This window comes from Autumnicola tepida, assembly GCF_031846485.1.
GTDB classification, from domain to species: Bacteria; Bacteroidota; Bacteroidia; order Flavobacteriales; family Flavobacteriaceae; genus Autumnicola; species Autumnicola tepida.
Genome location: NZ_JAVRHQ010000003.1, coordinates 173,984 through 199,260, shown reverse-complemented (window position 1 = coordinate 199,260; position 25,277 = coordinate 173,984). Strand labels below are relative to the sequence as shown.

The window sequence follows — 25,277 nt, the reverse complement described above, 5'->3', positions numbered from 1 at the left end:
GCTATGAAGGGAACAAGAGCAGCACAACGTTACGCAAAGGCAATAATTTCTCTGGCAAGGGATAAAAAAGTTGCTGAAGAGGTTAAGAATGATATGGATTCCATCGTAAAAACAATTGGCGGCAGTGACGATTTAAAGCACCTGCTAAGCAGCCCGGTTGTTAAAAACAGCATGAAAAAAAGTGCGCTGAAGGAAATCTTCAAAAGCAGCAATGCGGTAACCCTTGGAGCTTTTGACATTCTGCTTGAAAATAACCGTATCAATATTTTAAATGCTGTTGCAAAGGAGTATTTAAAAATGTATTATGGCACAAGCGGAATGCAGGAAGCCATAGTAACCACTGCAGTTCCTCTTAATAAAGAACTGGAAGAAAAAATTCAGAATAAAATAAAAGAATTAACAGGAGCCGGGGCTATTATTAAAAATATAATTGATGACAGCATCATTGGCGGATTTATATTGAGGGTTGGAGATTTGCAGTATGATGCAAGTATCGCCAGGAATCTCAATAACCTGAAAAGAGAATTTAAAGACAATACATTCGTTTCAAAAATTTAGAAAATTTACGCAATTGGGCGTGTTATTATATAACAAGTAATTATGGCAGAAGTAAATCCTGCTGAAGTATCAGCAATATTAAAAAGGCAATTATCAGGTTTTGAGGCAGAAGCCTCTTTAGACGAAGTTGGAACCGTCCTTACTGTAGGTGACGGGATCGCAAACGTTTATGGCCTGTCTAATGCACAATACGGGGAACTGGTTCAGTTCGAAGGCGGACTGGAAGGTATTGTACTTAACCTTGAAGAAGATAATGTTGGGGTTGTACTTCTAGGTTCCTATAAACAGGTAAAAGAAGGCTCTGTAGTTAAGAGGACCCAGCGTATCGCTTCTATCAATGTTGGAGAAGGTATTGTTGGCCGGGTAGTAGATACCCTTGGAAATCCTATTGATGGAAAAGGTGCTATTGAAGGTGAAACTTACGAAATGCCTTTGGAGCGTAAAGCGCCTGGTGTAATTTATCGTGAGCCGGTAACCGAGCCGCTTCAAACCGGGATCAAGTCTATAGATGCCATGGTTCCTGTAGGTAGGGGACAGCGTGAGCTTGTAATTGGTGACCGCCAGACTGGTAAAACCACAGTTTGTATAGATACCATTCTTAACCAGAAAGAATTTTATGATGCCGGGGAGCCGGTATATTGTATATATGTAGCTATTGGGCAAAAAGCTTCTACCGTTGCAGGTATTGCTAAAGTGCTTGAAGATAAAGGTGCTTTGGCCTATACCACCATTGTAGCGGCAAATGCTTCAGATCCTGCGCCAATGCAAATTTATGCTCCGTTTGCAGGTGCTGCGATCGGGGAGTATTTTAGAGATACAGGCCGTCCTGCACTTATCGTGTATGATGATCTATCTAAACAGGCGGTTGCTTATCGTGAGGTTTCCTTGTTGCTTCGTCGTCCACCGGGGCGTGAAGCTTATCCAGGTGATGTTTTCTTCCTTCACTCCAGATTGTTGGAGCGCGCGGCAAAAGTTATTAATAATGATAAAATTGCCGGCCAGATGAACGACCTTCCGGATGTTTTGAAGGATAAAGTAAAAGGTGGAGGTTCATTAACCGCGCTTCCGCTTATCGAAACCCAGGCAGGAGACGTTTCGGCATATATTCCAACTAACGTAATTTCGATTACAGACGGGCAGATTTTCCTTACTTCAGATTTATTCAACTCCGGGGTTCGTCCTGCGATTAACGTGGGTATTTCGGTTTCTCGTGTGGGTGGTAACGCGCAGATCAAATCTATGAAGAAGGTTGCAGGTACGCTAAAACTTGACCAGGCACAGTTCCGTGAACTGGAAGCTTTCGCGAAATTCGGTTCAGATCTTGATCCTGCCACCATGAACGTGATCGAAAAAGGGAAGCGTAATGTGGAAATCCTTAAGCAGGGCCAGAATGACCCGTATCCGGTAGAAAACCAGATCGCGATTATTTTTGCAGGTTCTAAAAACCTTCTAAGGGATGTTCCTGTAGATAAAGTAAAGGAATTCGAAAAAGATTACCTGGAGTACCTTAACGCTAAGCACAGGGATACTCTGGACACCTTGAAAGCAGGAAAACTTACAGACGAGGTTACCGATACTTTGGCTTCAGTAGCTAAAGAGCTTTCAGCGAAATATAAAAACTAGTAAATTCCCCTCCCATCCTCCCCGAGGGGGAGGGGTTTTATAAAATTTTAATTTCTCCCCTTTGGGGAGATTAAGAGGGGATTATGGCAAACTTAAAAGAATTACGTAGCAGGATTACTTCGGTTTCTTCAACCATGCAGATTACCAGTGCCATGAAAATGGTTTCTGCTGCTAAATTGAGCAAAGCCCAGGACGCGATCGAGGCAATGCGTCCTTATTCTGAAAAGTTAACCCAGCTTTTACAGGATCTTAGCGCTACCCTTGATGATGATTCCAGTAGCAAGTTCGCTGAGGAAAGAGAGGTTAAAAATGTATTGGTTGTTGCTATTTCTTCCAACAGGGGTTTAGCCGGGGCTTTTAACACCAACATTATCAAAGCGGTGCGGCAAAGGGCCAAAGAAAATTATTCCGGTAAAAATGTGGAATTTTATACTATCGGAAAAAAGGCGAATGACATTCTTACCCGTAATTTCACTATTTACAAGAACAATAATGAGATTTACGACGAGCTCACTTTTGATAATGTTGCTGAAGTTGCCGAAGAATTAATGCAGTTGTTCCTTGACGGGAAGTACGATAAAATAGAAATTGTTTATAATCAGTTTAAAAATGCGGCTACGCAGGTTGTAACTGAAGAGCAGTTTCTGCCAATTCCGAAGTTTGAACAGGAGAATAATAAGCAACTGGATTACATTTTTGAACCCTCAAAAATCGAAATTGTAAGAGAGCTTATTCCTAAATCCCTGAAAATGCAGCTTTATAAAGCCTTACGGGATTCCTTTGCTTCTGAACATGGGGCGCGAATGACAGCCATGCACAAGGCCACTGAAAACGCCACAGAGCTTAGGGACGATCTTAAACTCACTTACAACAAGGCACGCCAGGCTTCCATTACCAACGAGATTCTGGAAATTGTTGGTGGCGCCGAAGCATTGAGCAATTAGACGTAGCGTTAGCGGAGTCAAATTTCTCCAGCACTAATTCGCTCCTTCCCATTCAAGGGTAGGTGGGCCCGAGAGGGGCGGAAGGGTTAGAAGTAGCCAACCGTCAAATTCAATAATACAAAAGAAACCCGCAGCCGAAACCTGCGGGTTTTTCTTTGGCATCTGTTTTGCTTCCTTACCTTTAAACACAAAAAAGCCATTTATCATGAAACATGCATACCTTCTTTTGAGCAGTATTTTTGTTTTTAGCCTCTTTGCCAGTTGTGGGAGTAATAAAGAACTTCAGGAAGCCCCACCGGCCCAATTTAGACAAGCCTACACTACTTCTGAAGACGCGGCTCTACTATTACATATTCCCGTTGTGGCCATCCAGGAAAATCGAGTATCCCTGGAGAGTGTTTACTTTCGCGGGATGAAGTCTCCGCTAAAGCAAAATGAGGAAATCCCGGGAGAATATGTGGCCAGGTTCAACACCAAAGACCCGTCCATGATAATGAGCAGTGATCCCAAAGAGGAATACGGAAATAAACCACCTCAAAAACCCCAAAAAAGTCCCGTAGAACTTAAAAGTGATGAAGCCCTGCTGGTTTTTGCCAAAAATGCAGCTACAAAGTTCTACAAACTGGAAGGAATTGTGGAAAAGGATTAATTCCAGGCGCCATTACTTCTGATTTATTCAGATATTTGTAAGAAATCAAGGCATTCCCATTGGGTACTTTCAAAAAATTATTTCAACATACTTTTCTCTACGGGCTGGCCACGGTGCTGCCAAGAATGCTTAATTTTATATTAGTACCCCTGTATACCGATGTGTTGCCTATGGAAGAATATGGGGAAATTTCGGTGATATTCGCATATTTTGTACTCTTTAATGTAATCCTGGCCTATGGTATGGAAACCGCCTTTTTCAGGTATTATAACAAATCTGAAAACCGGGAAAGCGTTTTAAGCACCTCTGCCTTGTCCCTGCTGGGAACTTCGGTTTTATTTCTGGCACTTGCATTTCTTGTCCGGTCTTACATTTCAGACCTTATAAATATTCCGCTTAAATATATAAATCTGGCGATCTGGATCTTATTCCTGGATGCGTTGGTTATTATTCCTTTTTCATGGCTTAGAGCCACAGAAAAGCCATTAAAATACGCAGTCATTAAAATACTGAATGTCGCCATCAATCTGGGATTGAACGTTTTTTTTCTTATTTACCTGGAAGACCTGGCAAGGGAATCTTCCATTTTCGCATCGATCTATCGTCCCGATTTTGAGATATCCTATGTTTTTATTTCAAATCTGGTTGCCAGTGCGGTCACCTTAGTTTTAATGCTATCTTTTTATCTGAATATAAGTTTTAAATTTAATAAACTGCTATGGAAAAAGATGCTTGCCTATGCCGTTCCGGTATTAATTGCCGGTATTGCTTTTTCAATTAATGAGGTTTTTGATCGTATTATCCTGGATAGAATGCTTCCTGCAGATATCGCCAAAGCAAAAATTGGAGCCTATTCTGCCTGCTATAAGCTGGCACTTTTTATGACGCTTTTCTCCACGGCTTTCCGTTTGGGAATAGAACCTTTCTTTTTTAGCCATGCTTCTTCAAAAAATGCGCCTAAAACCTATGCTCAAATCACTAATTATTTTACCATCTTTGGCAGTATTATCTTAATAGCTGTGCTTGTTTTTTCAGATTTATTAAAGCGGCTGCTCATTCAAAATTCAGAGTATTGGGAGGCGATGAAAATCCTTCCGCTAATCCTTCTTGCCAACCTGTTTTTAGGGATTTACCATAACCTCTCGGTATGGTACAAAATTACCGACAGGACTAAATTTGGCGGATTCATTTCTATAGGAGGTGCCATTGTCACTATTCTTCTTAATGTGCTGCTCATCCCAGGGATTGGCTATATGGGTTCTGCCATCGCAACGCTTGCGGCTTATGGCGTGATGATGTTCCTTTCTTATTTCTACGGAAGAAAATATTATCCTATTCCCTATAATCTCAAGAAAACATTAGGTTTATTATGCCTGTCAATTTTATTATCTTCCGTATCATTTTATATATTTCCCGGAAATTATTTAGTGGGAATTCCGTTATTGATACTGTTCATAGGAATAGTGTATTTTTCAGAAAAAAATCAAATCCAACAAATCATTCAATCATAGTTTATGAAAATCAAAATCATCAACAAATCTGAACATAAACTGCCGCATTACGAGACCAAAGCTTCGGCGGGAATGGACCTTAGGGCAAATATTTCCGAAGAAATTAGCCTGAAGCCTTTAGAGCGGACTATCGTAAAAACAGGACTTTTTATAGAATTACCGGTGGGTTATGAGGCCCAGGTAAGGCCTAGAAGCGGGCTTGCCGCCAAAAAGGGAATTACCGTGCTTAATGCTCCGGGTACCATAGATGCCGATTATCGCGGGGAGATTGGAGTAATTCTTGTAAACCTATCTAATGAGGAATATACTATTAAAGATGGAGAAAGGGTGGCCCAGATGGTAATCGCGAAACATGAACATATCACCTGGGAAGAGGTGGATGTTCTTGGAGAAACCTCGCGGGGAGAAGGAGGTTTTGGAAGTACCGGGCATCAATAGCAAATTATATAATATACTTGATGAAGTTTGATAAAGAGTTTAAAGAAGCTATAACTCATCTTCCCGATAAGGAGAAGGATAAACTGATCCTGCGTTTGCTAAAAAAAGATTTGACGTTGGCTAACCGGTTGCACTTTGAGTTAGTAAATACTAGAAGTGTAGAAGAGCAGCGGGAAAAAATGGAAAACCGCATCATTGAAAGGGCGAAGCATATGCAGGAAACTTTTTATTCCGTAGGTTATCTAAATATGGATGTGCGGTTTTTGAGTGGAGAAATCACTGAACATGTAAAAATTACCAAAGATAAATTTGGCGAAGCCAGTCTTAATATACTAATGCTTAATGAAGTCTTAAAACATAACAGGAGCAATATCCTTTCAGCCACTCCAGGAAAGGCAAGAAAATTCTGTACTGCCGTTATAGCAAGAGTTTTTAAAATCATGTTATTAATCGATAAGCTACATGAAGATTATATGCTGGAATTTGAAGAAGGGCTTAAAAAACTTGGAAATCTAATTGGTGAGAATCATTATATAATGAAAGCGGCCATTTATAACGGATTTGATGTAAACTGGTTGTTGAAAGCAGAAATACCTGAAGATATCGCAGATATTCACAAAGACCTTAGAAACAGGGGTTTTTTAAAATAGAAATAGTAAATAAAAATATTAAAATGAAAATTATCGTACCAATGGCAGGCCGTGGATCCAGGCTTCGCCCTCATACTTTAACCGTTCCAAAACCATTAATTCCCATTGCGGGCAAACCTATTGTACACCGGCTGGTGGAAGATATTGCAAAGGTGCTGGATGAGAAAATAGACGAAGTCGCTTTTATTATAGGGGAAGATTTTGGAGAGAAGGTAGAAACCGATCTTAAAGAAATCGCCGAAAGCCTTGGCGCAAAGAGCAGCATTTACTACCAGGACAAGCCCCTGGGAACCGGCCACGCGATTATGTGCGCCAAAGCATCCTTAAGCGGCCCCGCCGTTATTGCCTACGCCGATACACTTTTTAAGGCCGACTTTACGTTAGACAAAGAGGCCGATGGCGTAATTTGGGTGAAACAGGTTGAAAATCCCAATGCTTACGGGGTGGTGAAGCTCAATGATAAACGGGAAATTACCGATCTTGTTGAAAAGCCGCAGGAACAGGTTTCAGACCTGGCGGTAATCGGGATTTACTATTTTAAAGATGTTGGCGTTCTCAAAAATGAGCTGCAGGGCGTTTTGGATAAAAATATTATTCGCGGTGGGGAATACCAAATTAATGACGGCATAGAAGCCATGAAACAAAACGGCCTGCGTTTTGTTCCTGGAAAAGTGGATGAGTGGATGGACTGCGGAAACAAGAACGTAACCGTAGAAACCAACGGCAGAATGCTAAATTTTCTCCATCAGGACGGCGAAAAGCTGATGTCTGATTCGGTTAAAATTGTGGATTCTGAAATTACCGAACCCTGCTATATCGGGGAAAATGTAGAGCTGAAAAATGCCAAAATCGGCCCGAATGTTTCAATCGGAAACGGGACAAAAATTGAAAATTCAGAAATCAAGAACAGCCTTATCCAGACTTTTGCCGAAGTTAAAAACGCTAAACTGGATAACGCCATGATTGGTAATTTTGCACGTTTTGACGGGGAATTTAAAGAAATAAGCATAGGAGATTATTCTGTTTTGGAATAATGACTGTTCCAGATCCTGGCAGATTGTCAAAAGATGTCAGGATCAATTAATAACCGGGAAGAAATCTTAGATTGATTAAATGAAGAAGAGCATCGTCATATTTGGCATTTTCACAAGCTTATGTGGTTCGTATCAATTGTGGTCACAGGAAGAGCAGCAGCTAGCCAAAGTGGTGGTTAATGATGATCTGGGCAATGTAAGCGATGAATTCCAGGAGTATTTTTTTGAAGCGCTTAAGCAAAAAGGCATAGAAAATTATGAAAAAGCGATAGTAGCTTTGGAAAAGTGCGAACAGTTGCAGCCGCAAAACCCGGTGGTTTTCTTTGAAATTGCCAAAAATCACAAGGCGCTGGAAAACTATAGTTTAGCTGAAGAAAACTTCAGAAAAGCTGTTAACCTTGAGCCGCAAAGAGAGGCCATCCTAGCGGAATGGTACGATATGTACATGCTCACCAGCAGCTATGAAGAGGCCATTTCGGTAGTAAAAAAACTGGTTCCGCTAGAGAATTCCTATAATGAAGACCTGGCTAATTTGTACATGTTAAGCGGGCGGTATGAAAAGGCGCTTGAACTTTTAGATGAATTGGATAAAAAGCTTGGCAGCAGTTCTTACAGGGAAAAAATGCGGAGACAAATCTACGCGATCACCAATAATACTACTGCCCAAATCAATAATCTGGAGAAAGAAATTTCAGCTGATCCGGAAAATGAACAGAATTACCTTAACCTAATTTACGTATACAGCCAGGAGGGCAATGATGAAGAGGCTTTTAAAATTGCGCAGGAACTGCTGGAGGCAAATCCGGGATCTACACTGGTACATTTGGCGTTGTATAAATTTCATCTCGACAGAGGTGAAACCGAAGCCGCTGTTAATTCTATGAAAATGGTCTTCCATAGTGAAGAAATTGATCCTGATTCCAAGTATAAGGTTTTAAATGATTTCCTTCTTTTTGTGGGTGATAATCCTGAATATGAAAATGATTTAATGGAAATGACCCAGCTGCTTTCTAATGCTGAAGAGCGGCCCGAACTTTACCAGGAACTGGGGCAATATTATCTAAGAAATGGTAGTAAAGAAGAGGCACTGGAGTATTTTGAAAAGGCGCTGAAGCAAAATCCGGATAATTTTGAACTTACCAAAAGCACTTTATTGTTGCAGATCGATTTTAACAAATTTGAAGCTGCCGCTGCCGTAAGCGAAGAAGCCCTGGAAATTTTCCCGGCACAGCCTGTGCTTTATTTATTACGTGGAGTGGCCTTAAATGCCTTAAAGCAGTACAAAGAAGCAGAGGAAATCCTTACTTTTGGACTTGATTTTTTGATCGATGATAAAAAAGTGGAATCCGATTTCTATGCTCAGCTGGCACTGGCGAATGCGGGATTGGATAATGAAGAAAAAGCTGCCGAATTTTCCAGGAAGGCAGAGTTAACACTAAAAGAAATAAACTGATGTTTAAAAATAGTATTACCCTTTGTTTTCTAATGCTCGTGTTGGTTTCCTGTGGAGGAGGCAGGGCAACCAAAGGAATCGCCACCAGGAATGCTAAAGCTGCCAACGTGATTGCCCGCCATTATGAGAACGAGGTGGATTTTGAAACTGCTTCAGGCAAATTGCGGGCGGTTTATCAAACTGAAGAGCGAACTCAGTCGGTGAGTCTTAGTTTCAGGATGGAAAAAGACAAAGCCATTTGGATGAGTGCCACGGTTTTGGGATTTCCTGTTGCCAAGGTTTATATCACCCCAACTTCGGTGAGCTACTATGAAAAAATCAGCAAAAGTTATTTCGACGGGGACTTTAGCCTGGTGAGTGAATGGCTGGGAACCCCGCTGGATTTTCAAAAGCTTCAGAATCTTTTAATTGGCCAGGCGATTTATGATCTTCGGGAAGAGCCTTATGAAATGGAACAATCAGCCAGGGGATATCAGTTTTTACCTGAACAAAATGTCGCGATAGAAAGAATGTTCCTGATAGACCCTTCAAATTATAAAGCTACGGCACAGCAGCTGGCACAGGCTGCAGAAAACCGCAGCGTAACGATTACTTATTCGGATTACCAAACTATAGACGGGAGAGTTTTCCCTGAAAACATTAAGATTATTGCCAATGAAGGAGGGGAATCTACAAATATTGATATCACTTACCGCTCAGTAGATTTTAATGAGAAAGTTAGTTTTCCATTCGATATTCCTTCAGGATATGATGAAATCAGCGTAAAATGAGAATGAAGAAATTTGGATATATCCTTTTGCTCCTGTGTTTTTTCGGTTTAAGCCGTAGCTCATACGCTCAAACCAATCGGGAGGAGCTGGAGAAAAAACGGCTGGAACTGCGCAATGAAATCAGGAAAATCAATGAACTGCGGTCCAGTAATAAGCAAAAGGAAAAATCTGTCCTTACCCAGGTAGAAGACCTTAACCAGCAAATAAAGCGCACGGAAAATCTTATAAGAGTTACCAATCAGCAGGCGAATTTGCTTACGCAGGAAATTAATGCCAATACCCAAAAGATCTCCAGCCTGCGGAAGGAGCTTCAGCAGCTAAAAGACGATTACGCCAAAATGATAAAGAGGTCTTATAAAAGCAAATCTCAGCAAAGCCGGGTAATGTTCCTGTTGTCTTCTGAAAGCTTTTTACAGGCCTATAAACGGCTTCAGTACATGAAGCAGTACACAAACTATAGAAAGGAGCAGGGAGAGCAAATACGTTCCCGTACTGAGGATTTGCAGCGTTTAAACAAAAACCTGGCAGATCAAAAGGAAGAAAAGGAACAGTTGATTGCCGAAAATCGTAACACAAGGCAACAGCTTGAAGAAAACCGTAAGGCCCAGCAGGCCCTAATGGCCACCATTAATAAGAAGGAAGGCCAGTTCGCTGCGCAAATTAAAGAGCGGCAGCGTGAAATAAACAGGATAGACCAGCAAATTGAGGAAATGATACGGGCTTCTATTGCCAAAGCAAATGAGGAGAGCGGCTCTACCTCTCGCGATGTATACAAACTTACCCCGGCGGCCAAAGCACTGGCAGCCGATTTTGCCAATAATAAGGGAAAACTTCCCTGGCCGGTAAAATCTGGAGTGGTGACCATGTCGTTCGGGCAGCATCCGCATCCTATAGTCAAAACAGCCATTATTAACAATAATGGAGTGAACATAGATACCGATCCAGGTGGAAAAGCCCGCGCGGTCTTCGACGGCACGGTTAGCGAAGTGCAATTGCTGAAAGGAGCCAACAAGGCGGTAATGATTAGGCATGGGGATTATATCACTATTTACGATAATCTGGATGAGGTTTATGTGAAAAGGGGAGACGTGGTAAGTACAGAGCAGGAGATAGGAGAAGTGGCCACCAACAGGACCACCGGCAAAACAACCCTTCATTTTTTAATCTTTAGGAATACCCAAAAAATGAATCCGGCGGATTGGATTTATCAGATGTAGGTCTTGATATTATTCAAACAGGGCTTTAAGCTCTGTAGCTTCATTTGGTTGTAGTTTTCCCGCCAGAACAAGGCTTAGCTGTTTTCTTCGCAAAGCGGCGGCAAATCGCTCCTTTTCAAGGTCTGTTTCAGGCTCTAAAGGTGGTATCTGTATGGGTGTGCCGGTTTCGTCTACCGCAACAAAGGTGTAAATGGCTTCATTAGCCTTGCTGCGCTGCCCGCTTTCACGGTCTTCCACCCAAACATCAATAAAGATCTCCATAGAAGATTTAAACGCGCGGGATACCGCTGCCTCTACGGTTACCACGCTGCCCAGGGGAACGGCCTTGTTAAAAGCCACGTGGTTTACAGAAGCGGTAACTACTATTCTCCGGCTGTGACGTCTTGCTGCAATACTCGCGGCGCGATCCATACGCGCGAGAAGTTCTCCTCCAAACAGGTTGTTAAGCGGATTAGTTTCACTTGGTAATACAAGGTCGGTAAGGGTAGTTCTGGATTCTGCCGGGGATTTTGCTTGCATATTTTAAATTTTCGGCAAAAATAAGGTGCTTAGCCCGATTTCCGGTTAAAGAAGTATTAAATTAAAGCTCCTCAACCAACAGCCATGCGCCTTCATTGGTTTTCTTCACCTCGCGCAGCATATTAATCGCTTCCCTTCTAGTCTGAAGGCTGGCATAAACAACCTGGTGAAGGCCGTATCTGTTCTCACCAATAAGCCTGGCTTTATATCCTTCAGCTTTAAGCTCGTCTACCTTTTTTTCAGCATTTTCAGGCATCCGAAAAGCGCCTGCTACAATATGATAATCGCCCGATTGTTTTTCAACTTCCAGGGTTACGGCAGGCAGCGGGTTATCTATAATGAAGGTAGCCTGCTGAATTTGCTGCTGTAGCTGGTTCTCTGCCTCCTGTTGTTCGGCGATATTATGTTCCGAAACCTGGTTGCTGTAAATGTTTAAACCGGCATAGCCTGTTAAGCCTAAAGCAAGCAGGCCAATGGCCGCATATTTAAGATAAGAAGGAGATTTTCTTTTTTCGGGAGTGAAAAGGAAAGGTGTCTTTTCTTCCAGTTCCTGCACCTGTTTTTTATAAACCTCTCTCTGCACCACTTCGCTCTGGAAAGATTCCAGCCCAAAAGAATCGGTAAGGTAATTTATTTCGGTACAAGGCTCGAACTGCAAAGTCTTTTCCGCAGAAAAAGTGAATTCTCCGATATTTTCCAGTTCGGCCTTTTTATCGTCCTCAAGGGATTTCTCGAGGGACGCGACAAATTCATTAATTTTATAAACGGCATTGTTATAGGATAGCTGTTCCGCTTCAGCTATATAATTGGCGAGCAAACCATCGTTCTTCAGCAGTTGCCTGTTAAAAGAAACCACCTTTTTGGGCGGATGAAAGGTATTTGTTTTATGCTCTATAAATGCCGGTTGTTTTTGGGAAAGAAAAGCTCCAAACCCGGGCACGATTATGCATTCGTAACGATAAAGTAAATCCTGAATATGCTTTGCTATGTTCATCGGTACAAAAATAAGGGTTCACGGGTTTTGATAAAGTTACCTAAAGAAATTTTATTAACAAATCTTTTTTTGTGTAATTTTAGTAGATGAATTTACCCGAACTACTCTATGCGCTGGCCCTGCAACATGTTCCGAACCTGGGGGATAGCACGGCCAGAAAGCTTATCAGGCACTGCGGTTCTGCGGAAGCTGTTTTTCGGGAAAAAAAGCAGAATTTGCTGAAGCTTAACGGTATTGGAAAAACCAGGATTGCCAATTTACAGCATACAGCGCATTTAAAAGCCGCGGAGGAAGAACTGAAGTTTATTGAAAAGAACGGGATTGGTGTGGCATATTTTCGGGATCAGGACTATCCTGAAAAATTGAAGCATTGTTTTGACGGCCCACTGCTGCTTTTCTACCGCGGGAACATTAATTTACAGAAGAAAAAGCTCATAAGTATAGTGGGCACCAGGAATATTACCGGCCATGGGGCGGCGTTTTGTGAAGAGCTTATCGCCGGGCTTGCTCCACTGGATCCTGTTATTGTCTCGGGTTTTGCATACGGGGTAGATATTACCGCTCAGCGCGCTGCGGTAAAACACGGGCTGCAAACCGTAGGATGCCTTGCGCACGGGCTTAATCAAATCTATCCTAAAGCGCACCGTAAATATATGGCCGGAATAGAAGAAAATGGAGGTTTTTTTACCGATTTCTGGAGCACCGATAAATTCGACAGGAACAACTTCCTGAAACGCAACAGGATTATTGCCGGCCTTAGCGAAGCCACAATAGTTATTGAAAGCGCGGAAAAAGGCGGCTCGCTGGTTACTGCAGATCTTGCGAACTCCTACAACAGGGAAGTATTCGCAGTACCGGGGCGCCCCGGCGATATTTACAGCAAAGGCTGTAATGACCTTATCAAGTCCCAAAACGCACATGTGCTTACTTCAGCGGCAGACCTTGTGTATATTTTAAACTGGGAGCTTCCCTCTACAGAAAGAGCAGTTCAAAAACAGCTGTTTGTATCACTGGAACCCGAAGAAGAAATTATAGCAGAATACCTTCAAAATATGGGTAAGGCCGAACTTGACCTTATCGCGCTAAATTGCAAATATCCCACTTTTAAAGCTGCTTCGGTATTGCTGAATATGGAGCTTAAAGGCCTTATAAGGCCATTGCCGGGGAAGTTGTTTGAACTTGTCTAGTACCCCATTTTCTCCCTCACCCTTTTAAGAACTGTATTTGCAACATCCGAGGCTTTTTCAGCGCCATGGCTCAGGGCCTTGTCCAGCTCCGGCAGGTTGTTCATATAATAATCATATTTTTCTCTTGTTTCGCTGAATTTATCCTTTAGCACTTCAAACAGAGCCTGCTTGGCATGGCCGTAACCGTAGTTCCCGCCTTCGTAATTTTGACGCATTTCGGCAACCTCAGCTTCGCTCGCTACAAGTTGGTAAAGGCCAAATACATTGCAGGTATCAGGGTTCTTTGGCTCTTCCAAAGGCGTGCTATCGGTTTGGATTCCCATCACCTGCTTTCTCAGCTTTTTATCCGGCTGAAAAATATTGATAAAATTTCCTTTGGATTTGCTCATTTTCTCCCCATCGGTTCCCGGTACGTACATGGTGCTCTTCTCCACTTTGGCTTCGGGCAGAACAAAGATTTCTCCCACTTTGGCGTGGATGCGGGAAGCGACATCCCGGGTAATTTCCAGGTGTTGCAGCTGGTCTTTTCCCACCGGTACAATTTCGGCATCATAAAGCAGAATATCGGCGGCCATCAGCAAAGGATAGTTAAAAAGCCCAGCGTTTACATCTTCCAGCCGGTCGGCCTTATCTTTAAAAGAATGTGCAAGTGTTAAGCGCTGGTACGGGAAATAACAGCTTAAATACCAGGTAAGTTCGGTTACTTGCGGGATATCGCTCTGGCGGTAAAAAACGCTTTTTTCTATGTCCAGTCCGCACGCCAGCCAGGTGGCGGCTACAGAGTAGGTGTTGTTTCTTAAGGTTTCGGCATCTTTTATCTGGGTGAGGGAATGCATGTCTGCAATAAAAATAAACGAATCGTTCCCGGGCATGTTGGCCATTTTCACGGCAGGCAGAATAGCGCCCAATAAATTTCCCAAATGTGGTGTTCCCGTGCTTTGTACTCCTGTAAGTATTCTGGACATTTACTTTTTCAATTTTTTACAAAGTTAGCCTTTTTGTAGAATTCAGTCGACTCATTTTAGTACTTTTGGTTTCTATGGGTACACTCAAAAAGCTGTTCATATTATTATGGCGCATCTGGTTTTACATCTTATTGGGATTGCCCATTTTGGTAATGTTACCGGTGCTTCTTGTAGTTGCTTCTGCTGAACGGTTTTACCCTCAATTCTATATTTGCGCCCGAATTTGGGCAAAATGCATCCTTTACGGAATGGGCTTCTATCCCAAAGTGAAATCTGCTGAAAAAATGCAAAAGGGAAAAAGCTATATGATTGTGGCCAATCATACTTCTATTGTAGATATCATGTTAATGCTGGCCGTTAACAGGCATCCGTTTATTTTTATTGGAAAGATGGAACTGGCCAGGATTCCGCTCTTTGGGCATTTCTACCGGAAAACCTCTATTCTGGTAGATCGTAAAAGCCAGCGAAGCAGGCAGGGAGCTTTTAATGAAGCCCAGCGCAGGTTAAAGCAGGGCAACAGCATCTGTATTTTTCCGGAAGGCGGGGTGCCCGATGATCAAAATATCCTTCTGGACCAGTTTAAAGATGGTGCCTTTAGACTGGCAATTGAGCACCAGATTCCTGTTGTACCTATGACATTTCACGACTGTAAAAAGAGGTTTTCCTATAAATTCTTCAGTGGAGGGCCGGGAAAACTGCGGGTGAAAATTCATCATTTTTTACCCACAAAAGGAAAAAACATTTCAGATAAAAAAGCATTGAAGGAAGCCACAAGGGAAATTATTCTGCAGGAACTACAAGATCCTTCCATTCATTAAAATTTATAGCTGAACCCGGAATAAATTCCGAAGAAGAACGGCTGCACTCCATCTGTTCCTTTAAAGGTATTGAGCTGGTATTTAAAAATAGGTTCCACATTCAGCCTGAAATCGGGCAGGAATTCGTAGCCCATCCCCAGGCCAATATTGGTGCTAAAGCTCACGTTATTGATGTTATTTGCCTCTCCCAGCTCGGTGCGCTGGTTATTGGCCGTTATACTAACCGAATTCTGATCCAGGAACAGGCTGCTGCCACCCCCAATAATGTTCAGGTCGAATTTCCTATCGATAAGGGCGTATTCAATTTCCAGGGGAACTTCAATAAAGCCGTATTGCTGATTGATTTCTCCGGATACATAAGCCGGGGAAATGCCGGAATTATTACTGAATTCTGAAAACTGCCCCCCCGAATTGGGAATTCTTATCGCGGGGCTCTCGTCCTGCACCTGTACATTGTTGTTGGTATGGTAGTTTATACTTTCAATGCTTCCCGCAAATGCCGAAGGGCCGTAAGCAATCTCCTCGATATCGTAACTAATGTTCACTTTGCTCACACCGGTGCGGACGCTTAATTTCTTGCTGATGGGGTAGGCCAAATTAAGCCCGTAAGCCACGGTTACCCTCGCCTGGGAATTGTTGTCTTTAAATTCAGGCGAAATAGCATTGCCCTTGCCAAGGTTATCATAGAAAATGGGGGCCGCAAAGGTGCTTAACCTTACCTTTCCTTTTTGGGCCTCCGGGACAGACACCTCTTCGCTGTTCTTTTTACCGGCGATTTCGGCAAGGGCGTTAGGATTAACTTCTTCCATGCTATTCTCTTTTGTTGTTTTTTCTGAAGCAGATGCTTTGGCGGCTTCGGGTTCTTTAGGCTCGCCTGCAGCGATAGCTGGAGAATTTTCTATGGCAGATTTTGGGCTGGAATTATTTTTTTCTCCTGAAGTTTTATGCGTGTTGTTTTCAGAAGCAATGCGATCGCTGTTTTGTGTAGTTTGAATGGCTTTTTTGGAAGCAGCAATTTGCTGTCCTGAAGCTGAAGCTTTTCCGCGGGAAACACCCGGGGAATTGCCCGCAATTTGTGAATTTGGAATATTCTGTTTGCTTTCTATTTTAACCGAATCTAAAAGTTGCGCGGCTTTTTGAAGGGTGGGAATGTTTTCAGGAACATTGATGGTGGGCCGGGCAGATTCGTCAATTTCAAAAACCACTTCTGTGTCTGTACCAGGGATGTTATTTTTGTTAAGGAAATAGGTAAGGCCAAGGATAACGGCAAGCGCAGCGGCTATTCCCCCAAGCCGGTACCAGAAAGGAATGATAAGAGGCTTTTTTTCCTCCTTCTTTTTAAGTTTGGCAGAAATATTTTGCCAAACTTCTTCCCTGGGAGCAGCTTCAAAATCTTTGAACTTCTCCTGGTAAAGCCGGTCTATGTTTTTTCGTTCTTTCATCTTCATCAATTTGCGACGACGTATGCTTTAGCCGTCATAGGGATTGCACGGAATTGTTGTTTTGATGATTTTCAATTTTTTCCTTTAGGATATTCCTGGCCCGCGCCAGATTAGATTTTGAGGTGCCCACAGAGATTTCGAGCATTTCGGCAATTTCTTTGTGGGAATAACCATCCAGCGCATACAGGTTAAAAACCTGCCGGTAACGATCTGGTAATTCCTGGACGGTTTGTAAAAGGAAATTTTGGTCTAGGCGCTCATCATCAACTTCCGCTTCGGGTTCTTCTATCTGGTTTTCGTTGATGATTTGTAAGAATTTTGTTTTTCTGTGTTTTTGCAGCGCGGTATTAATAACCACACGTTTCATCCAGCCTTCAAAAGAGCCTTTGTTCTTATACTGGCTTATTTTTTCAAAAATGGTAAGGAAGCCATCCTGAAGGTTGTCTTCGGCTTCATGGTAATTTGAAGAATATTTAAGGCACAGGCCAAAGAGCTTATCGGCATAAATCCGGTAAAGCGCTTCCTGTGCCTTAATATCCTGTTTTTTGCAGTTTTTTATGAGCTTTTTTAGACTCACTAAATCTGGTTATTAGTTACTGCTTTCTTCGCTGGTGTCGTCTTCTGTGTCGTCCCCGGTGTCTTCGCCATCATCATCAGGAGCGCCAACAGGTACATCAACGGTCATGTATTCTCCTTCATTTGGGTTTGTCTCAGAAACTCCGGTTAAGAATTTAAAGCGTACAGTTTCATACTGAAATGAAGGGCCTAACTTAAATGCCGAAGCAAGTGTTTTTGTTTCAGTTAAATCTGCACCTTCTCCATCACAATCTGTTTCATTTGGGTCATAAGAAGTGTTGGCAACAATCTCATAAACATAAACTGTTTCGTCATCCTCATCCCTGAAATTCTGCCCGTTAAATCCATAAAACGTATGGCAGGCATCTGGAAGTTCATAAGTGACATTAATTTCATATTCTTCTCCAAGCTCGAAATACTCGGGAAGGTCTTCCCCTGTAATTTCAGCAAAGCTAAAATCAATGTTTTCACCGTCATCATCATTACAGCTTACAAGCGTTAAGGCTAAGACTAATAATAAACTAAGTTTTTTCATTTTTATTTTTTAATTTAAAGTTTACACCCATAAGATGCACAGAGGCCGTAAAGGTTGCGTAGGGAGCAAAAAAAATCCCTTAAAAAAGGGATTTTAATTTGGAGTTATTCGTTGGCGACTTTAATCGCCTCCTTAATTTTGGTTTCCAGCTCGTCCATGAGGTCGGGATTGTCTTTCAGGATGGTTTTTACGGCATCCCGGCCCTGGCCTAATTTGGTGTCTTCATAACTAAACCATGAACCGCTTTTTTTGATGATCTCATAATCTACGCCTATATCGATTATTTCCCCAATTTTGGAAACGCCTTCGCCGTACATAATATCGAATTCGGCAGTTTTAAAGGGCGGGGCTACCTTATTCTTTACCACTTTTACGCGGGTTTTGTTACCCATCACATTACTATTGCTATCTTTAATCTGGGTAGACCTTCTAATATCCAGCCTTACCGAAGCATAAAATTTTAGGGCATTACCACCGGTAGTGGTTTCGGGATTTCCAAACATTACCCCAATTTTCTCCCTTAACTGGTTAATAAAAATTACCGTACAATTGGTTTTGCTAATGGAAGAAGTAAGTTTTCTCAGGGCCTGGGACATTAAACGCGCATGAAGCCCCATTTTGGAATCCCCCATTTCCCCTTCAATCTCGCTCTTTGGGGTAAGCGCCGCAACAGAATCTATCACTATAATATCAATCGCGCCGGAGCGGATGAGGTTATCAGCTATTTCCAATGCCTGCTCCCCGTTATCGGGCTGGGAAATAATAAGGTTTTCTATATCTACATTTAATTTTTCGGCATAGAAGCGGTCAAAAGCATGTTCCGCATCAATAAAAGCGGCAATTCCGCCAGACTTCTGCGCTTCAGCAATCGCATGAAGGGTAAGGGTTGTTTTACCTGAAGATTCCGGGCCGTAAATTTCTATTACCCTTCCTCTGGGGTAACCTCCAACCCCTAAAGCCAGGTCCAGGCCAAGGGATCCGGTAGAAATAGCCTCCACATCTACAATGGCCTGGTCGCTCATCTTCATAACAGTGCCCTTACCATAGGTCTTATCCATTTTATCCAGGGTAAGTTTCAGGGCTTTTAACTTGGCCTCTTTTTCTTTATCGTTGCTCATGGTTTTCTTTCTTTTTTAAGTGCTGCTAAAATACTATAAGTTTTGCTGCATCACAATTTTATGATGCGAAAGAGTACATGGTTTATTATTTGTGCTGCAAGGTTTTAATATATCAGTTTTTTGGTATTTAAATAGTTTTAATATGGGCATTATTTACGGCATCCAACCTTAAGCGCCTGTTCCTTTGCTTTGGCAAAACACGTGAGGTTCTTTTTTCTTGAGGCCCTGGCTCTTTCAGGCTGTTGTTCCCTGTTGGCAGGCTGTAGATCTTTTTCCTATCTTTGCGCAAATTTCTTTAACTCTTAAATTGGTATAGCATGCAACTGTACAATAAATTAAGCGCTAAAGAAAGGGAAGCTTTAATAGAAGAAGCCGGGGAAGACCGGTTAACGCTCTCTTTCTACGCCTACGCGAAAATTGGCAATCCCCAATTATTCAGAAACCATTTGTTTTTAGCCTGGGACCAGATGGATGTGCTCGGGAGGATTTATGTGGCACATGAGGGAATTAACGCCCAGTTATCTGTCCCCGCCAAGAACTTTGATGTCTTTAAAAAATTTATTGATGAAATTTATTTTCTTGAAAATGTAAGGCTGAACATCGCTATAGAGCATGATGCCAAAGCATTTTTAAAGCTGAAGGTAAAGGTGCGCAAGAAAATTGTGGCCGACGGTTTGAACGATGCCAGTTTTGATGTCACCAACCGTGGCATTCACGTAGACGCTGAAAAATTCAATGCCCTGCTGGACGATCCAGATACCGTGCTCGTGGATATGCGCAACCACTATGAGAGCGAAATTGGCCATTTTAAAGGCGCCATTACGCCAGATGTGGATACCTTCAGGGACTCCCTTCCAATAATTGAAGAAGATTTAAAAGATTATAAAGAAGACAAGAACCTGGTAATGTACTGTACCGGTGGCATTCGCTGCGAAAAGGCCAGCGCATATTATAAACATAAAGGTTTTAAGAAGGTTTTTCAGCTGGAAGGCGGGATAATAGAATATGCCCGGCAGGTGGAAAAGCAGAATCTTGAAAATAAGTTTTTAGGCAAGAACTTTGTTTTTGACCATCGCCGCTCCGAGCGGATTTCAGAAGATGTTATCGCCCATTGCCACCAATGCGGAAAAGCCTGCGATACCCATGTAAATTGTGCAAACGAAGCCTGCCATTTGCTGTTTATCCAATGTGAAGAATGCGCAATGGAGATGAATAATTGCTGTTCTGAAGAGTGTATGAAAATCAATTCCTTACCATTTGAAGAGCAGAAGGCGCTTAGAAAAGGCAAAGGCAACAGCAATAAGATTTTCAAAAAAGGACGTTCCGAAGTTTTAAAATATAAAGTCTAACTTCCCGTTCTATAAAACGTAGTGCCAATTAATATTGGTATCTTTACGGTAGATTTTTTTATGAACCCAAAAACTCCGCAAGGCAGCTGCCCTTGCAGGAGTTTCAACATATATATAGTTTATGGCTTGCACTAGTTGCTCGACCGGCAAAGACGGTCAGCCAAAAGGATGTAAAAATAACGGAACCTGTGGAACAGACGGTTGTAATAAACTCACTGTTTTCGACTGGCTCTCCAATATGTCTCTTCCCAACGGCACAGAACCTTTTAATTTTGTAGAGGTGCGTTTTAAGAACGGGAGGAAGCATTTTTTCCGAAATCCAGAAAACCTTAGCCTCAGCATAGGAGACGTGGTGGCCACAGAGGCCAGCCCCGGGCACGATGTGGGCATAGTGAGCCTTGCCGGGGAACTGGTGAGGGTGCAGATGAGAAAAAAGAAGGTTTCTCCAAATAGCGAAGAAGTTTTAAAAGTTTACCGCAAAGCTTCCCAGAGAGATATAGATGTGTGGCAGGAGGCAAGGGACAGAGAAGAAAAGATGAAGGTGCGTGCCCGGGAAATCGCCATCAGGCTAAACCTTAGCATGAAAATTAGCGATATCGAATTTCAGGGAGACGCTTCAAAAGCAACTTTTTATTATACTGCCGATGATCGCGTAGACTTCAGGGAACTCATCAAAGAATTTGCACGCGAATTCAATACACGAATTGAAATGCGGCAGATAGGATTGCGCCAGGAAGCCTCCAGGCTGGGCGGTATTGGTTCCTGCGGAAGGGAACTTTGCTGTTCTACCTGGCTTACAGATTTTAGATCGGTAAGCACTTCAGCGGCCAGGTACCAGCAGCTTTCCCTAAATCCGCAGAAGCTTGCGGGACAATGCGGAAAACTTAAATGTTGCCTTAATTATGAACTGGACACCTATCTTGAAGCCTTAAAATCTTTCCCACGGACAGATACTAAACTGTACACCAAAAAAGGAACTGCGGTATGCCAGAAAATCGACATTTTCCAGGGAGTGCTTTGGTACGCTTATGAAGGAGAATGGATGAACTGGCATAAACTCACTGCAGAGCAGGCCAACAAGATCATCGCATCCAATAAGAAAAAAGAACCTGTAGGCAGCCTTGAAGAATTTGAGGCGGTGCTGCAGATGGAAGAAACCAAAAAACCTGATTTTAACAACGTAGTTGGGCAGGATAGTCTTACCAGGTTTGATAAACCAAAAGGTTCCCAGGGAAAAAAAAGAAATAAGAAGAGAAAAAAGAGGAGAGGAAAACCTTCAAAAAATGCATAAGGCCTTTTTTTTACTAGTGTTGATTACTGGTTTAGGAATACAATCCTGTGATTCAGATCGTGTATTTGACGAATATAAATCAGTTTCCACATGGAATAAAGATTCTATCGTTACGTTTAAATTTCAGGAGCTGGATAGCCTTGAAGCTTATAACTTATTTATAAATATCAGGAATAACAGTGATTATAAGTACAGCAATCTTTTCCTGATTACGCAAATTCAGTTTCCGCATGGGAAGGTGATTAGCGATACGCTGGAATATGAGATGGCTGCGCCTGATGGTACCTGGCTTGGTACGGGTTTTGGTGACGTAAAGGAAAGCAAACTCTGGTATAAGGAAAATGTAAGCTTTCCTGAACCCGGCGAATATGAAGTCCGTATAAAACAGGCCATGAGAAAAAATGGCGAAGTTGATGGCATAGAAAATTTAGAAGGAATCACCGATGTTGGTTTCAGAATAGAAAAAACTACACAGAACAATTAGAGCAAATGGCTGAATCTCGTAAAAAGCAAACTAAACCCAGGCAAAGTAAGCGTAAATATATTATTGGTTTCTGGACCGTTTTTGGAATAGGCTTATTAGTGGTAGTAATCCTTTTCTTAATGGCAGGTTGGGGAGCCTTTGGAAAAATGCCCACCTTTGAAGAACTGGAAAATCCGGAGACCAACCTGGCCACAGAAGTTTTTTCTTCCGATGGGAAAACCCTGGGAAAATACTATAACGAAAACCGTACTCCCGTAAAATATGATGATTTGCCGGAGAACCTGGTGCAGGCGCTGGTGGCGACAGAAGATGAACGCTATTACCACCATTCCGGGATTGATGCCCGCGGCACTTTAAGGGCTGTCGCTTACCTGGGATCTAAAGGTGGCGCGAGTACCATTACACAGCAATTATCAAAACTTCTTTTTTCTGATGTGCCTGATAGTAAAATTGAAAGGGTTTTTCAGAAAATGAAAGAATGGGTGATTGCGGTGAGACTGGAAAGGCAGTACACCAAACAGGAGATTATCACCATGTATCTTAATAAATATGACTTCCTGTATCAGGCGGTTGGTATTCGTTCTGCTTCGCGCATTTACTTCGGAAAAGAGCCGAAAGAGCTTAAAACCGAAGAAGCTGCTGTTCTTGTTGCCATGCTTAAGAACCCGATATTGTACAATCCTGCCAAAGAAGAATTTAAAGACAATGCTTTAACCCGAAGAAATCAGGTGTTGAAGCAGATGGAAAAAAATGGTTATTTAACGCCTTCTGAAAAAGATTCCCTGCAGTCCCTTCCCTTAAAACTCGATTTTTCTCCTGAAGGCCACGATGAAGGCATGGCTACTTATTTCCGGGCTTATGTGCAGAAATTTTTAGGGGAATGGATAGATAAAAACCCAAAGCCGGATGGTTCAGAATACAATATTTACCGCGACGGTTTAAAAGTTTATACCAGTATCGATTCCAAAATGCAGGAGTATGCTGAAGAAGCGGTGGAGCAACATATTGCACACCTTCAGAAGGAATTTGCACGGCAGAACAGGAACAATCCTACTGCACCATTCCGGGATGTGGAAAAGAGTGAAGTAGACCAGATTGTGGAAAGCGCCATGAGACGCTCCGATCGCTGGAGGCAAATGAAGGCCAAAGACATGTCTGAAGAGAAAATCCGCGCTTCTTTCGATAAGGAACGGGAAATGCGGGTGTTTAGCTGGACCAGCCCAAAACATACCAAAGATACGGTAATGACGCCACGGGATTCTATCCTGTATTATAAATCCTACCTGCAGGCGGGAATGATGTCTATGCGTCCTCAAACCGGGGAAGTAAAAGCCTGGGTGGGCGGTACAGATTTTAAACATTTTAAGTACGATCACGTAAAACAGGGGAAACGCCAGGTAGGTTCTACTTTTAAACCGTTTGTCTACGCAACGGCCATAGATCAGCTAAAAATGTCTCCCTGCGATACGCTTCCAAAAAACCGCTTTACCATTGAAGCTGGAAAATATGGGCTTCTGGAAGACTGGTCTCCTAGAAATGCCGGTGATGATCCAGATAGTTACGTGGGTATGATGACGCTTAAAGATGCGCTTGCTAATTCAGTAAATACGGTTACCGCAAGGCTTATCGATAGAACCGGTCCGCGCCCGGTAATTGATCTTATCGATAAATTGGGCATAGATACGAGAAATATTCCTGCCGTGCCTTCTATTGCATTGGGAACAGCAGATTTAAGCCTTTTTGAAATGGTTTCGGCCTACAGCACTTTCGCCAATGAAGGGGTTTATGTAAAGCCGGTGATCGTTACCAGGATTGAAGATAAAAACGGCACGGTGCTTTATCAAAATGTGCCGCAAACCCGGGATGTTTTGAGCAAGGAAGCCGCTTACGTAACCATTAAATTAATGGAGGGTGTTACCCAATCTGGTTCAGGGGTTAGGCTTAGGGGAACTTACGCTGCTAATCTCGATCATTATAAACGTGCGGTAACCGGCTATCCTTACGATTTTAAAAATCCTATTGCCGGGAAAACCGGTACCACGCAAAACCAGAGTGACGGCTGGTTTATGGGAATGGTGCCCGACCTTGCCACCGGGGTTTGGGTTGGGGCCGAGGATCGATCTGTTCATTTTCCTGGTATTACTTATGGCCAGGGAGCCACCATGGCTCTTCCAATTTGGGGAATGTATATGAAAAAGGTCTATGCCAATGATGAGCTAAAGGTTTCCAAAGAAGAATTTGAGCGACCTGAAAATCTTTCTATTGAAGTAAATTGCGCCGAATACGGTAAAACAGAAAACACGGATACTACGGTGCCAGACGAGCTGGATTTTTAGAATAATTCATTTTCCGGGCTACCTTTTTGTATAAAATTTAATTCACACCGCTTTAGACGTTGTAACAGCTCTTTTATTTTTGTATTTTTCAGAATAAATTTTCTGAAATGATTCGAAAAACTGTAGATAATGTACAGGAAGCGCTGAAGGGAGTTGAAGATGGAATGACATTTATGCTTGGCGGCTTTGGCCTTAGCGGAATTCCTGAAAATGCCATTTCTGAACTGGTGCGCCTGAATGTTAAAAACCTTACCTGTATTTCCAACAATGCCGGGGTGGACGATTTTGGCCTCGGACTTCTCCTTCATAAAAAGCAAATTGACAAAATGGTGTCTTCCTATGTTGGGGAGAATGCTGAATTTGAAAGGCAAATGCTTAGCGGAGAGCTTGAAGTAGAGCTTATTCCGCAGGGAACACTGGCCGGCAGGTGCCAGGCCGCACAACAGGGCTATCCCGCAATTTACACTCCCGCAGGCTACGGAACCGAGGTAGCTGAAGGAAAGGAAACCCGTGAATTTGATGGTAAACATTACGTTCTGGAAGAAGCCTTTAAAGCAGATTTTTCATTTGTGAAAGCCTGGAAGGGCGATAAAGCCGGAAATTTAATCTTTAAAGGAACTGCAAGAAATTTCAATCCGCTTATGTGTGGGGCGGCAACAATCACCGTTGCTGAAGTGGAAGAACTGGTAGAACCAGGAGAACTTGACCCTAACCAGATCCATATTCCGGGGATTTTCGTGCAGCGTATTTTTCAGGGAGAGAAATATGAGAAGAGGATAGAGAAGAGAACGGTACGTTTATAAATTTGAAGATTAA

The 25,277-nt window shown here is 42.5% G+C and carries 25 protein-coding genes; 18 read left to right on the top strand and 7 right to left on the bottom strand.

The features are described from left to right. Nucleotides 1–3 precede the first annotated feature (3 nt). The 11 genes from atpH (at nucleotide 4) to RM553_RS04750 (ending at nucleotide 10,847) form a co-directional block, all read left to right on the top strand. Entirely contained in the window at nucleotides 4–558 is a 555-nt protein-coding gene (atpH, locus tag RM553_RS04800; protein WP_311533813.1) for an ATP synthase F1 subunit delta, read from the top strand. A 42-nt stretch (nucleotides 559–600) separates the two neighbouring features. Next, nucleotides 601–2,181: a F0F1 ATP synthase subunit alpha gene (atpA, locus tag RM553_RS04795; protein WP_311533812.1), complete on the top strand. Its 1,581-nt coding sequence runs from the start codon at nucleotides 601–603 to the stop codon at nucleotides 2,179–2,181. Between the two features lie 83 nt (nucleotides 2,182–2,264). After that, entirely contained in the window at nucleotides 2,265–3,125 is an 861-nt protein-coding gene (atpG, locus tag RM553_RS04790; RefSeq protein WP_311533811.1) for an ATP synthase F1 subunit gamma, read from the top strand. Between the two features lie 205 nt (nucleotides 3,126–3,330). Further along, on the top strand, nucleotides 3,331–3,774 hold the full coding sequence (locus RM553_RS04785) for a hypothetical protein (protein ID WP_311533810.1): 444 nt from the start codon (nucleotides 3,331–3,333) through the stop codon (nucleotides 3,772–3,774). A gap of 59 nt (nucleotides 3,775–3,833) precedes the next feature. Further along, a complete protein-coding gene (locus tag RM553_RS04780) occupies nucleotides 3,834–5,285 on the top strand; it encodes a lipopolysaccharide biosynthesis protein (RefSeq protein ID WP_311533809.1) in 1,452 nt (483 codons plus the stop codon). A 3-nt stretch (nucleotides 5,286–5,288) separates the two neighbouring features. After that, a complete protein-coding gene (dut, locus tag RM553_RS04775; protein WP_311533808.1) occupies nucleotides 5,289–5,723 on the top strand; it encodes a dUTP diphosphatase in 435 nt (144 codons plus the stop codon). 20 nt (nucleotides 5,724–5,743) lie between these two features. After that, on the top strand, nucleotides 5,744–6,373 hold the full coding sequence (locus tag RM553_RS04770) for a hypothetical protein (RefSeq protein WP_311533807.1): 630 nt from the start codon (nucleotides 5,744–5,746) through the stop codon (nucleotides 6,371–6,373). Nucleotides 6,374–6,396: 23 nt separating this feature from the next. After that, nucleotides 6,397–7,407 (top strand): sugar phosphate nucleotidyltransferase, encoded by a 1,011-nt coding sequence (locus RM553_RS04765; protein WP_311533806.1) that lies wholly within the window; start codon nucleotides 6,397–6,399, stop codon nucleotides 7,405–7,407. Between the two features lie 79 nt (nucleotides 7,408–7,486). Then, nucleotides 7,487–8,860, top strand: a complete 1,374-nt coding sequence (locus tag RM553_RS04760) for a tetratricopeptide repeat protein (RefSeq protein ID WP_311533805.1) — start codon at nucleotides 7,487–7,489, stop codon at nucleotides 8,858–8,860. Further along, entirely contained in the window at nucleotides 8,860–9,630 is a 771-nt protein-coding gene (lolB1, locus tag RM553_RS04755; RefSeq protein ID WP_311533804.1) for a lipoprotein insertase outer membrane protein LolB1, read from the top strand. The genes RM553_RS04760 and lolB1 overlap by 1 nt, the downstream gene beginning before the upstream one ends. Then, a complete protein-coding gene (locus RM553_RS04750) occupies nucleotides 9,627–10,847 on the top strand; it encodes a murein hydrolase activator EnvC family protein (protein ID WP_432271446.1) in 1,221 nt (406 codons plus the stop codon). Before lolB1 ends, RM553_RS04750 begins: the two co-directional genes overlap by 4 nt. A 9-nt stretch (nucleotides 10,848–10,856) precedes the next feature. On the opposite strand, the gene RM553_RS04745 is transcribed toward RM553_RS04750, so the two are convergent. Continuing rightward, nucleotides 10,857–11,366, bottom strand: coding sequence for an acyl-CoA thioesterase (locus tag RM553_RS04745; protein ID WP_311533803.1), 510 nt, complete (start codon nucleotides 11,364–11,366; stop codon nucleotides 10,857–10,859). 61 nt (nucleotides 11,367–11,427) lie between these two features. After that, nucleotides 11,428–12,360, bottom strand: a complete 933-nt coding sequence (locus RM553_RS04740; protein ID WP_311533802.1) for an HU domain-containing protein — start codon at nucleotides 12,358–12,360, stop codon at nucleotides 11,428–11,430. Between the two features lie 86 nt (nucleotides 12,361–12,446). On the opposite strand from RM553_RS04740, the gene dprA reads away from it, so the two are divergent. Beyond that, nucleotides 12,447–13,547, top strand: coding sequence for a DNA-processing protein DprA (gene dprA / locus RM553_RS04735; RefSeq protein ID WP_311533801.1), 1,101 nt, complete (start codon nucleotides 12,447–12,449; stop codon nucleotides 13,545–13,547). Here dprA and trpS read toward each other — a convergent pair. Next, on the bottom strand, nucleotides 13,544–14,512 hold the full coding sequence (gene trpS, locus RM553_RS04730) for a tryptophan--tRNA ligase (RefSeq protein ID WP_311533800.1): 969 nt from the start codon (nucleotides 14,510–14,512) through the stop codon (nucleotides 13,544–13,546). The genes dprA and trpS overlap by 4 nt on opposite strands. A 74-nt stretch (nucleotides 14,513–14,586) precedes the next feature. Between trpS and RM553_RS04725 the strand changes: the two genes are divergently transcribed. Next, a complete protein-coding gene (locus tag RM553_RS04725) occupies nucleotides 14,587–15,330 on the top strand; it encodes a lysophospholipid acyltransferase family protein (RefSeq protein WP_311533799.1) in 744 nt (247 codons plus the stop codon). Here RM553_RS04725 and RM553_RS04720 read toward each other — a convergent pair. The 4 genes from RM553_RS04720 to recA form a co-directional block, all read right to left on the bottom strand. Continuing rightward, on the bottom strand, nucleotides 15,327–16,772 hold the full coding sequence (locus tag RM553_RS04720; protein WP_311533798.1) for a hypothetical protein: 1,446 nt from the start codon (nucleotides 16,770–16,772) through the stop codon (nucleotides 15,327–15,329). The two genes, RM553_RS04725 and RM553_RS04720, sit on opposite strands and share 4 nt — an antisense overlap. Nucleotides 16,773–16,806: 34 nt before the next feature. Next, nucleotides 16,807–17,349 (bottom strand): RNA polymerase sigma factor, encoded by a 543-nt coding sequence (locus RM553_RS04715; RefSeq protein WP_311533797.1) that lies wholly within the window; start codon nucleotides 17,347–17,349, stop codon nucleotides 16,807–16,809. A 12-nt stretch (nucleotides 17,350–17,361) separates the two neighbouring features. After that, nucleotides 17,362–17,883: a hypothetical protein gene (locus RM553_RS04710; RefSeq protein ID WP_311533796.1), complete on the bottom strand. Its 522-nt coding sequence runs from the start codon at nucleotides 17,881–17,883 to the stop codon at nucleotides 17,362–17,364. Between the two features lie 104 nt (nucleotides 17,884–17,987). Beyond that, nucleotides 17,988–19,001, bottom strand: coding sequence for a recombinase RecA (gene recA / locus RM553_RS04705; RefSeq protein WP_311533795.1), 1,014 nt, complete (start codon nucleotides 18,999–19,001; stop codon nucleotides 17,988–17,990). Between the two features lie 317 nt (nucleotides 19,002–19,318). Between recA and trhO the strand changes: the two genes are divergently transcribed. The 5 genes from trhO to RM553_RS04680 all read left to right on the top strand — a co-directional run bounded on the left by trhO (nucleotide 19,319) and on the right by RM553_RS04680 (nucleotide 25,264). Next, nucleotides 19,319–20,350 carry an oxygen-dependent tRNA uridine(34) hydroxylase TrhO gene (trhO, locus tag RM553_RS04700; RefSeq protein WP_311533794.1) on the top strand — a complete coding sequence of 344 codons (1,032 nt, stop codon included), beginning with the start codon at nucleotides 19,319–19,321 and terminating at the stop codon, nucleotides 20,348–20,350. A gap of 121 nt (nucleotides 20,351–20,471) precedes the next feature. Further along, nucleotides 20,472–21,641: a PSP1 domain-containing protein gene (locus tag RM553_RS04695; RefSeq protein WP_311533793.1), complete on the top strand. Its 1,170-nt coding sequence runs from the start codon at nucleotides 20,472–20,474 to the stop codon at nucleotides 21,639–21,641. Next, the gene (locus tag RM553_RS04690; RefSeq protein ID WP_311533792.1) at nucleotides 21,634–22,125 is read left to right on the top strand and encodes a gliding motility lipoprotein GldH; all 492 of its coding nucleotides are present in this window, start codon (nucleotides 21,634–21,636) and stop codon (nucleotides 22,123–22,125) included. Before RM553_RS04695 ends, RM553_RS04690 begins: the two co-directional genes overlap by 8 nt. A 5-nt stretch (nucleotides 22,126–22,130) precedes the next feature. Continuing rightward, on the top strand, nucleotides 22,131–24,461 hold the full coding sequence (locus RM553_RS04685; RefSeq protein ID WP_311533791.1) for a penicillin-binding protein 1A: 2,331 nt from the start codon (nucleotides 22,131–22,133) through the stop codon (nucleotides 24,459–24,461). A 107-nt stretch (nucleotides 24,462–24,568) separates the two neighbouring features. Then, on the top strand, nucleotides 24,569–25,264 hold the full coding sequence (locus tag RM553_RS04680; protein ID WP_311533790.1) for a CoA transferase subunit A: 696 nt from the start codon (nucleotides 24,569–24,571) through the stop codon (nucleotides 25,262–25,264). The last annotated feature ends 13 nt before the right edge of the window (nucleotides 25,265–25,277 follow it).

Bases quoted from the DNA above. Each gene is read 5' to 3' on its own strand.
- atpG (WP_311533811.1), top strand. From the start codon at position 2,265: ATGGCAAACTTAAAAGAATTACGTAGCAGGATTACTTCGGTTTCTTCA.
- RM553_RS04695 (WP_311533793.1), top strand. From the start codon at position 20,472: ATGGCTTGCACTAGTTGCTCGACCGGCAAAGACGGTCAGCCAAAAGGA.
- atpA (WP_311533812.1), top strand. From the start codon at position 601: ATGGCAGAAGTAAATCCTGCTGAAGTATCAGCAATATTAAAAAGGCAA.
- trpS (WP_311533800.1), bottom strand. From the start codon at position 14,512: ATGTCCAGAATACTTACAGGAGTACAAAGCACGGGAACACCACATTTG.
- RM553_RS04690 (WP_311533792.1), top strand. From the start codon at position 21,634: ATGCATAAGGCCTTTTTTTTACTAGTGTTGATTACTGGTTTAGGAATA.
- RM553_RS04710 (WP_311533796.1), bottom strand. From the start codon at position 17,883: ATGAAAAAACTTAGTTTATTATTAGTCTTAGCCTTAACGCTTGTAAGC.
- RM553_RS04765 (WP_311533806.1), top strand. From the start codon at position 6,397: ATGAAAATTATCGTACCAATGGCAGGCCGTGGATCCAGGCTTCGCCCT.
- atpH (WP_311533813.1), top strand. From the start codon at position 4: ATGAAGGGAACAAGAGCAGCACAACGTTACGCAAAGGCAATAATTTCT.
- RM553_RS04750 (WP_432271446.1), top strand. From the start codon at position 9,627: ATGAGAATGAAGAAATTTGGATATATCCTTTTGCTCCTGTGTTTTTTC.
- RM553_RS04785 (WP_311533810.1), top strand. From the start codon at position 3,331: ATGAAACATGCATACCTTCTTTTGAGCAGTATTTTTGTTTTTAGCCTC.
- lolB1 (WP_311533804.1), top strand. From the start codon at position 8,860: ATGTTTAAAAATAGTATTACCCTTTGTTTTCTAATGCTCGTGTTGGTT.
- RM553_RS04770 (WP_311533807.1), top strand. From the start codon at position 5,744: ATGAAGTTTGATAAAGAGTTTAAAGAAGCTATAACTCATCTTCCCGAT.
- RM553_RS04745 (WP_311533803.1), bottom strand. From the start codon at position 11,366: ATGCAAGCAAAATCCCCGGCAGAATCCAGAACTACCCTTACCGACCTT.
- dut (WP_311533808.1), top strand. From the start codon at position 5,289: ATGAAAATCAAAATCATCAACAAATCTGAACATAAACTGCCGCATTAC.
- RM553_RS04720 (WP_311533798.1), bottom strand. From the start codon at position 16,772: ATGAAAGAACGAAAAAACATAGACCGGCTTTACCAGGAGAAGTTCAAA.
- RM553_RS04725 (WP_311533799.1), top strand. From the start codon at position 14,587: ATGGGTACACTCAAAAAGCTGTTCATATTATTATGGCGCATCTGGTTT.
- RM553_RS04760 (WP_311533805.1), top strand. From the start codon at position 7,487: ATGAAGAAGAGCATCGTCATATTTGGCATTTTCACAAGCTTATGTGGT.
- trhO (WP_311533794.1), top strand. From the start codon at position 19,319: ATGCAACTGTACAATAAATTAAGCGCTAAAGAAAGGGAAGCTTTAATA.
- RM553_RS04740 (WP_311533802.1), bottom strand. From the start codon at position 12,360: ATGAACATAGCAAAGCATATTCAGGATTTACTTTATCGTTACGAATGC.
- recA (WP_311533795.1), bottom strand. From the start codon at position 19,001: ATGAGCAACGATAAAGAAAAAGAGGCCAAGTTAAAAGCCCTGAAACTT.
- dprA (WP_311533801.1), top strand. From the start codon at position 12,447: ATGAATTTACCCGAACTACTCTATGCGCTGGCCCTGCAACATGTTCCG.
- RM553_RS04680 (WP_311533790.1), top strand. From the start codon at position 24,569: ATGATTCGAAAAACTGTAGATAATGTACAGGAAGCGCTGAAGGGAGTT.
- RM553_RS04685 (WP_311533791.1), top strand. From the start codon at position 22,131: ATGGCTGAATCTCGTAAAAAGCAAACTAAACCCAGGCAAAGTAAGCGT.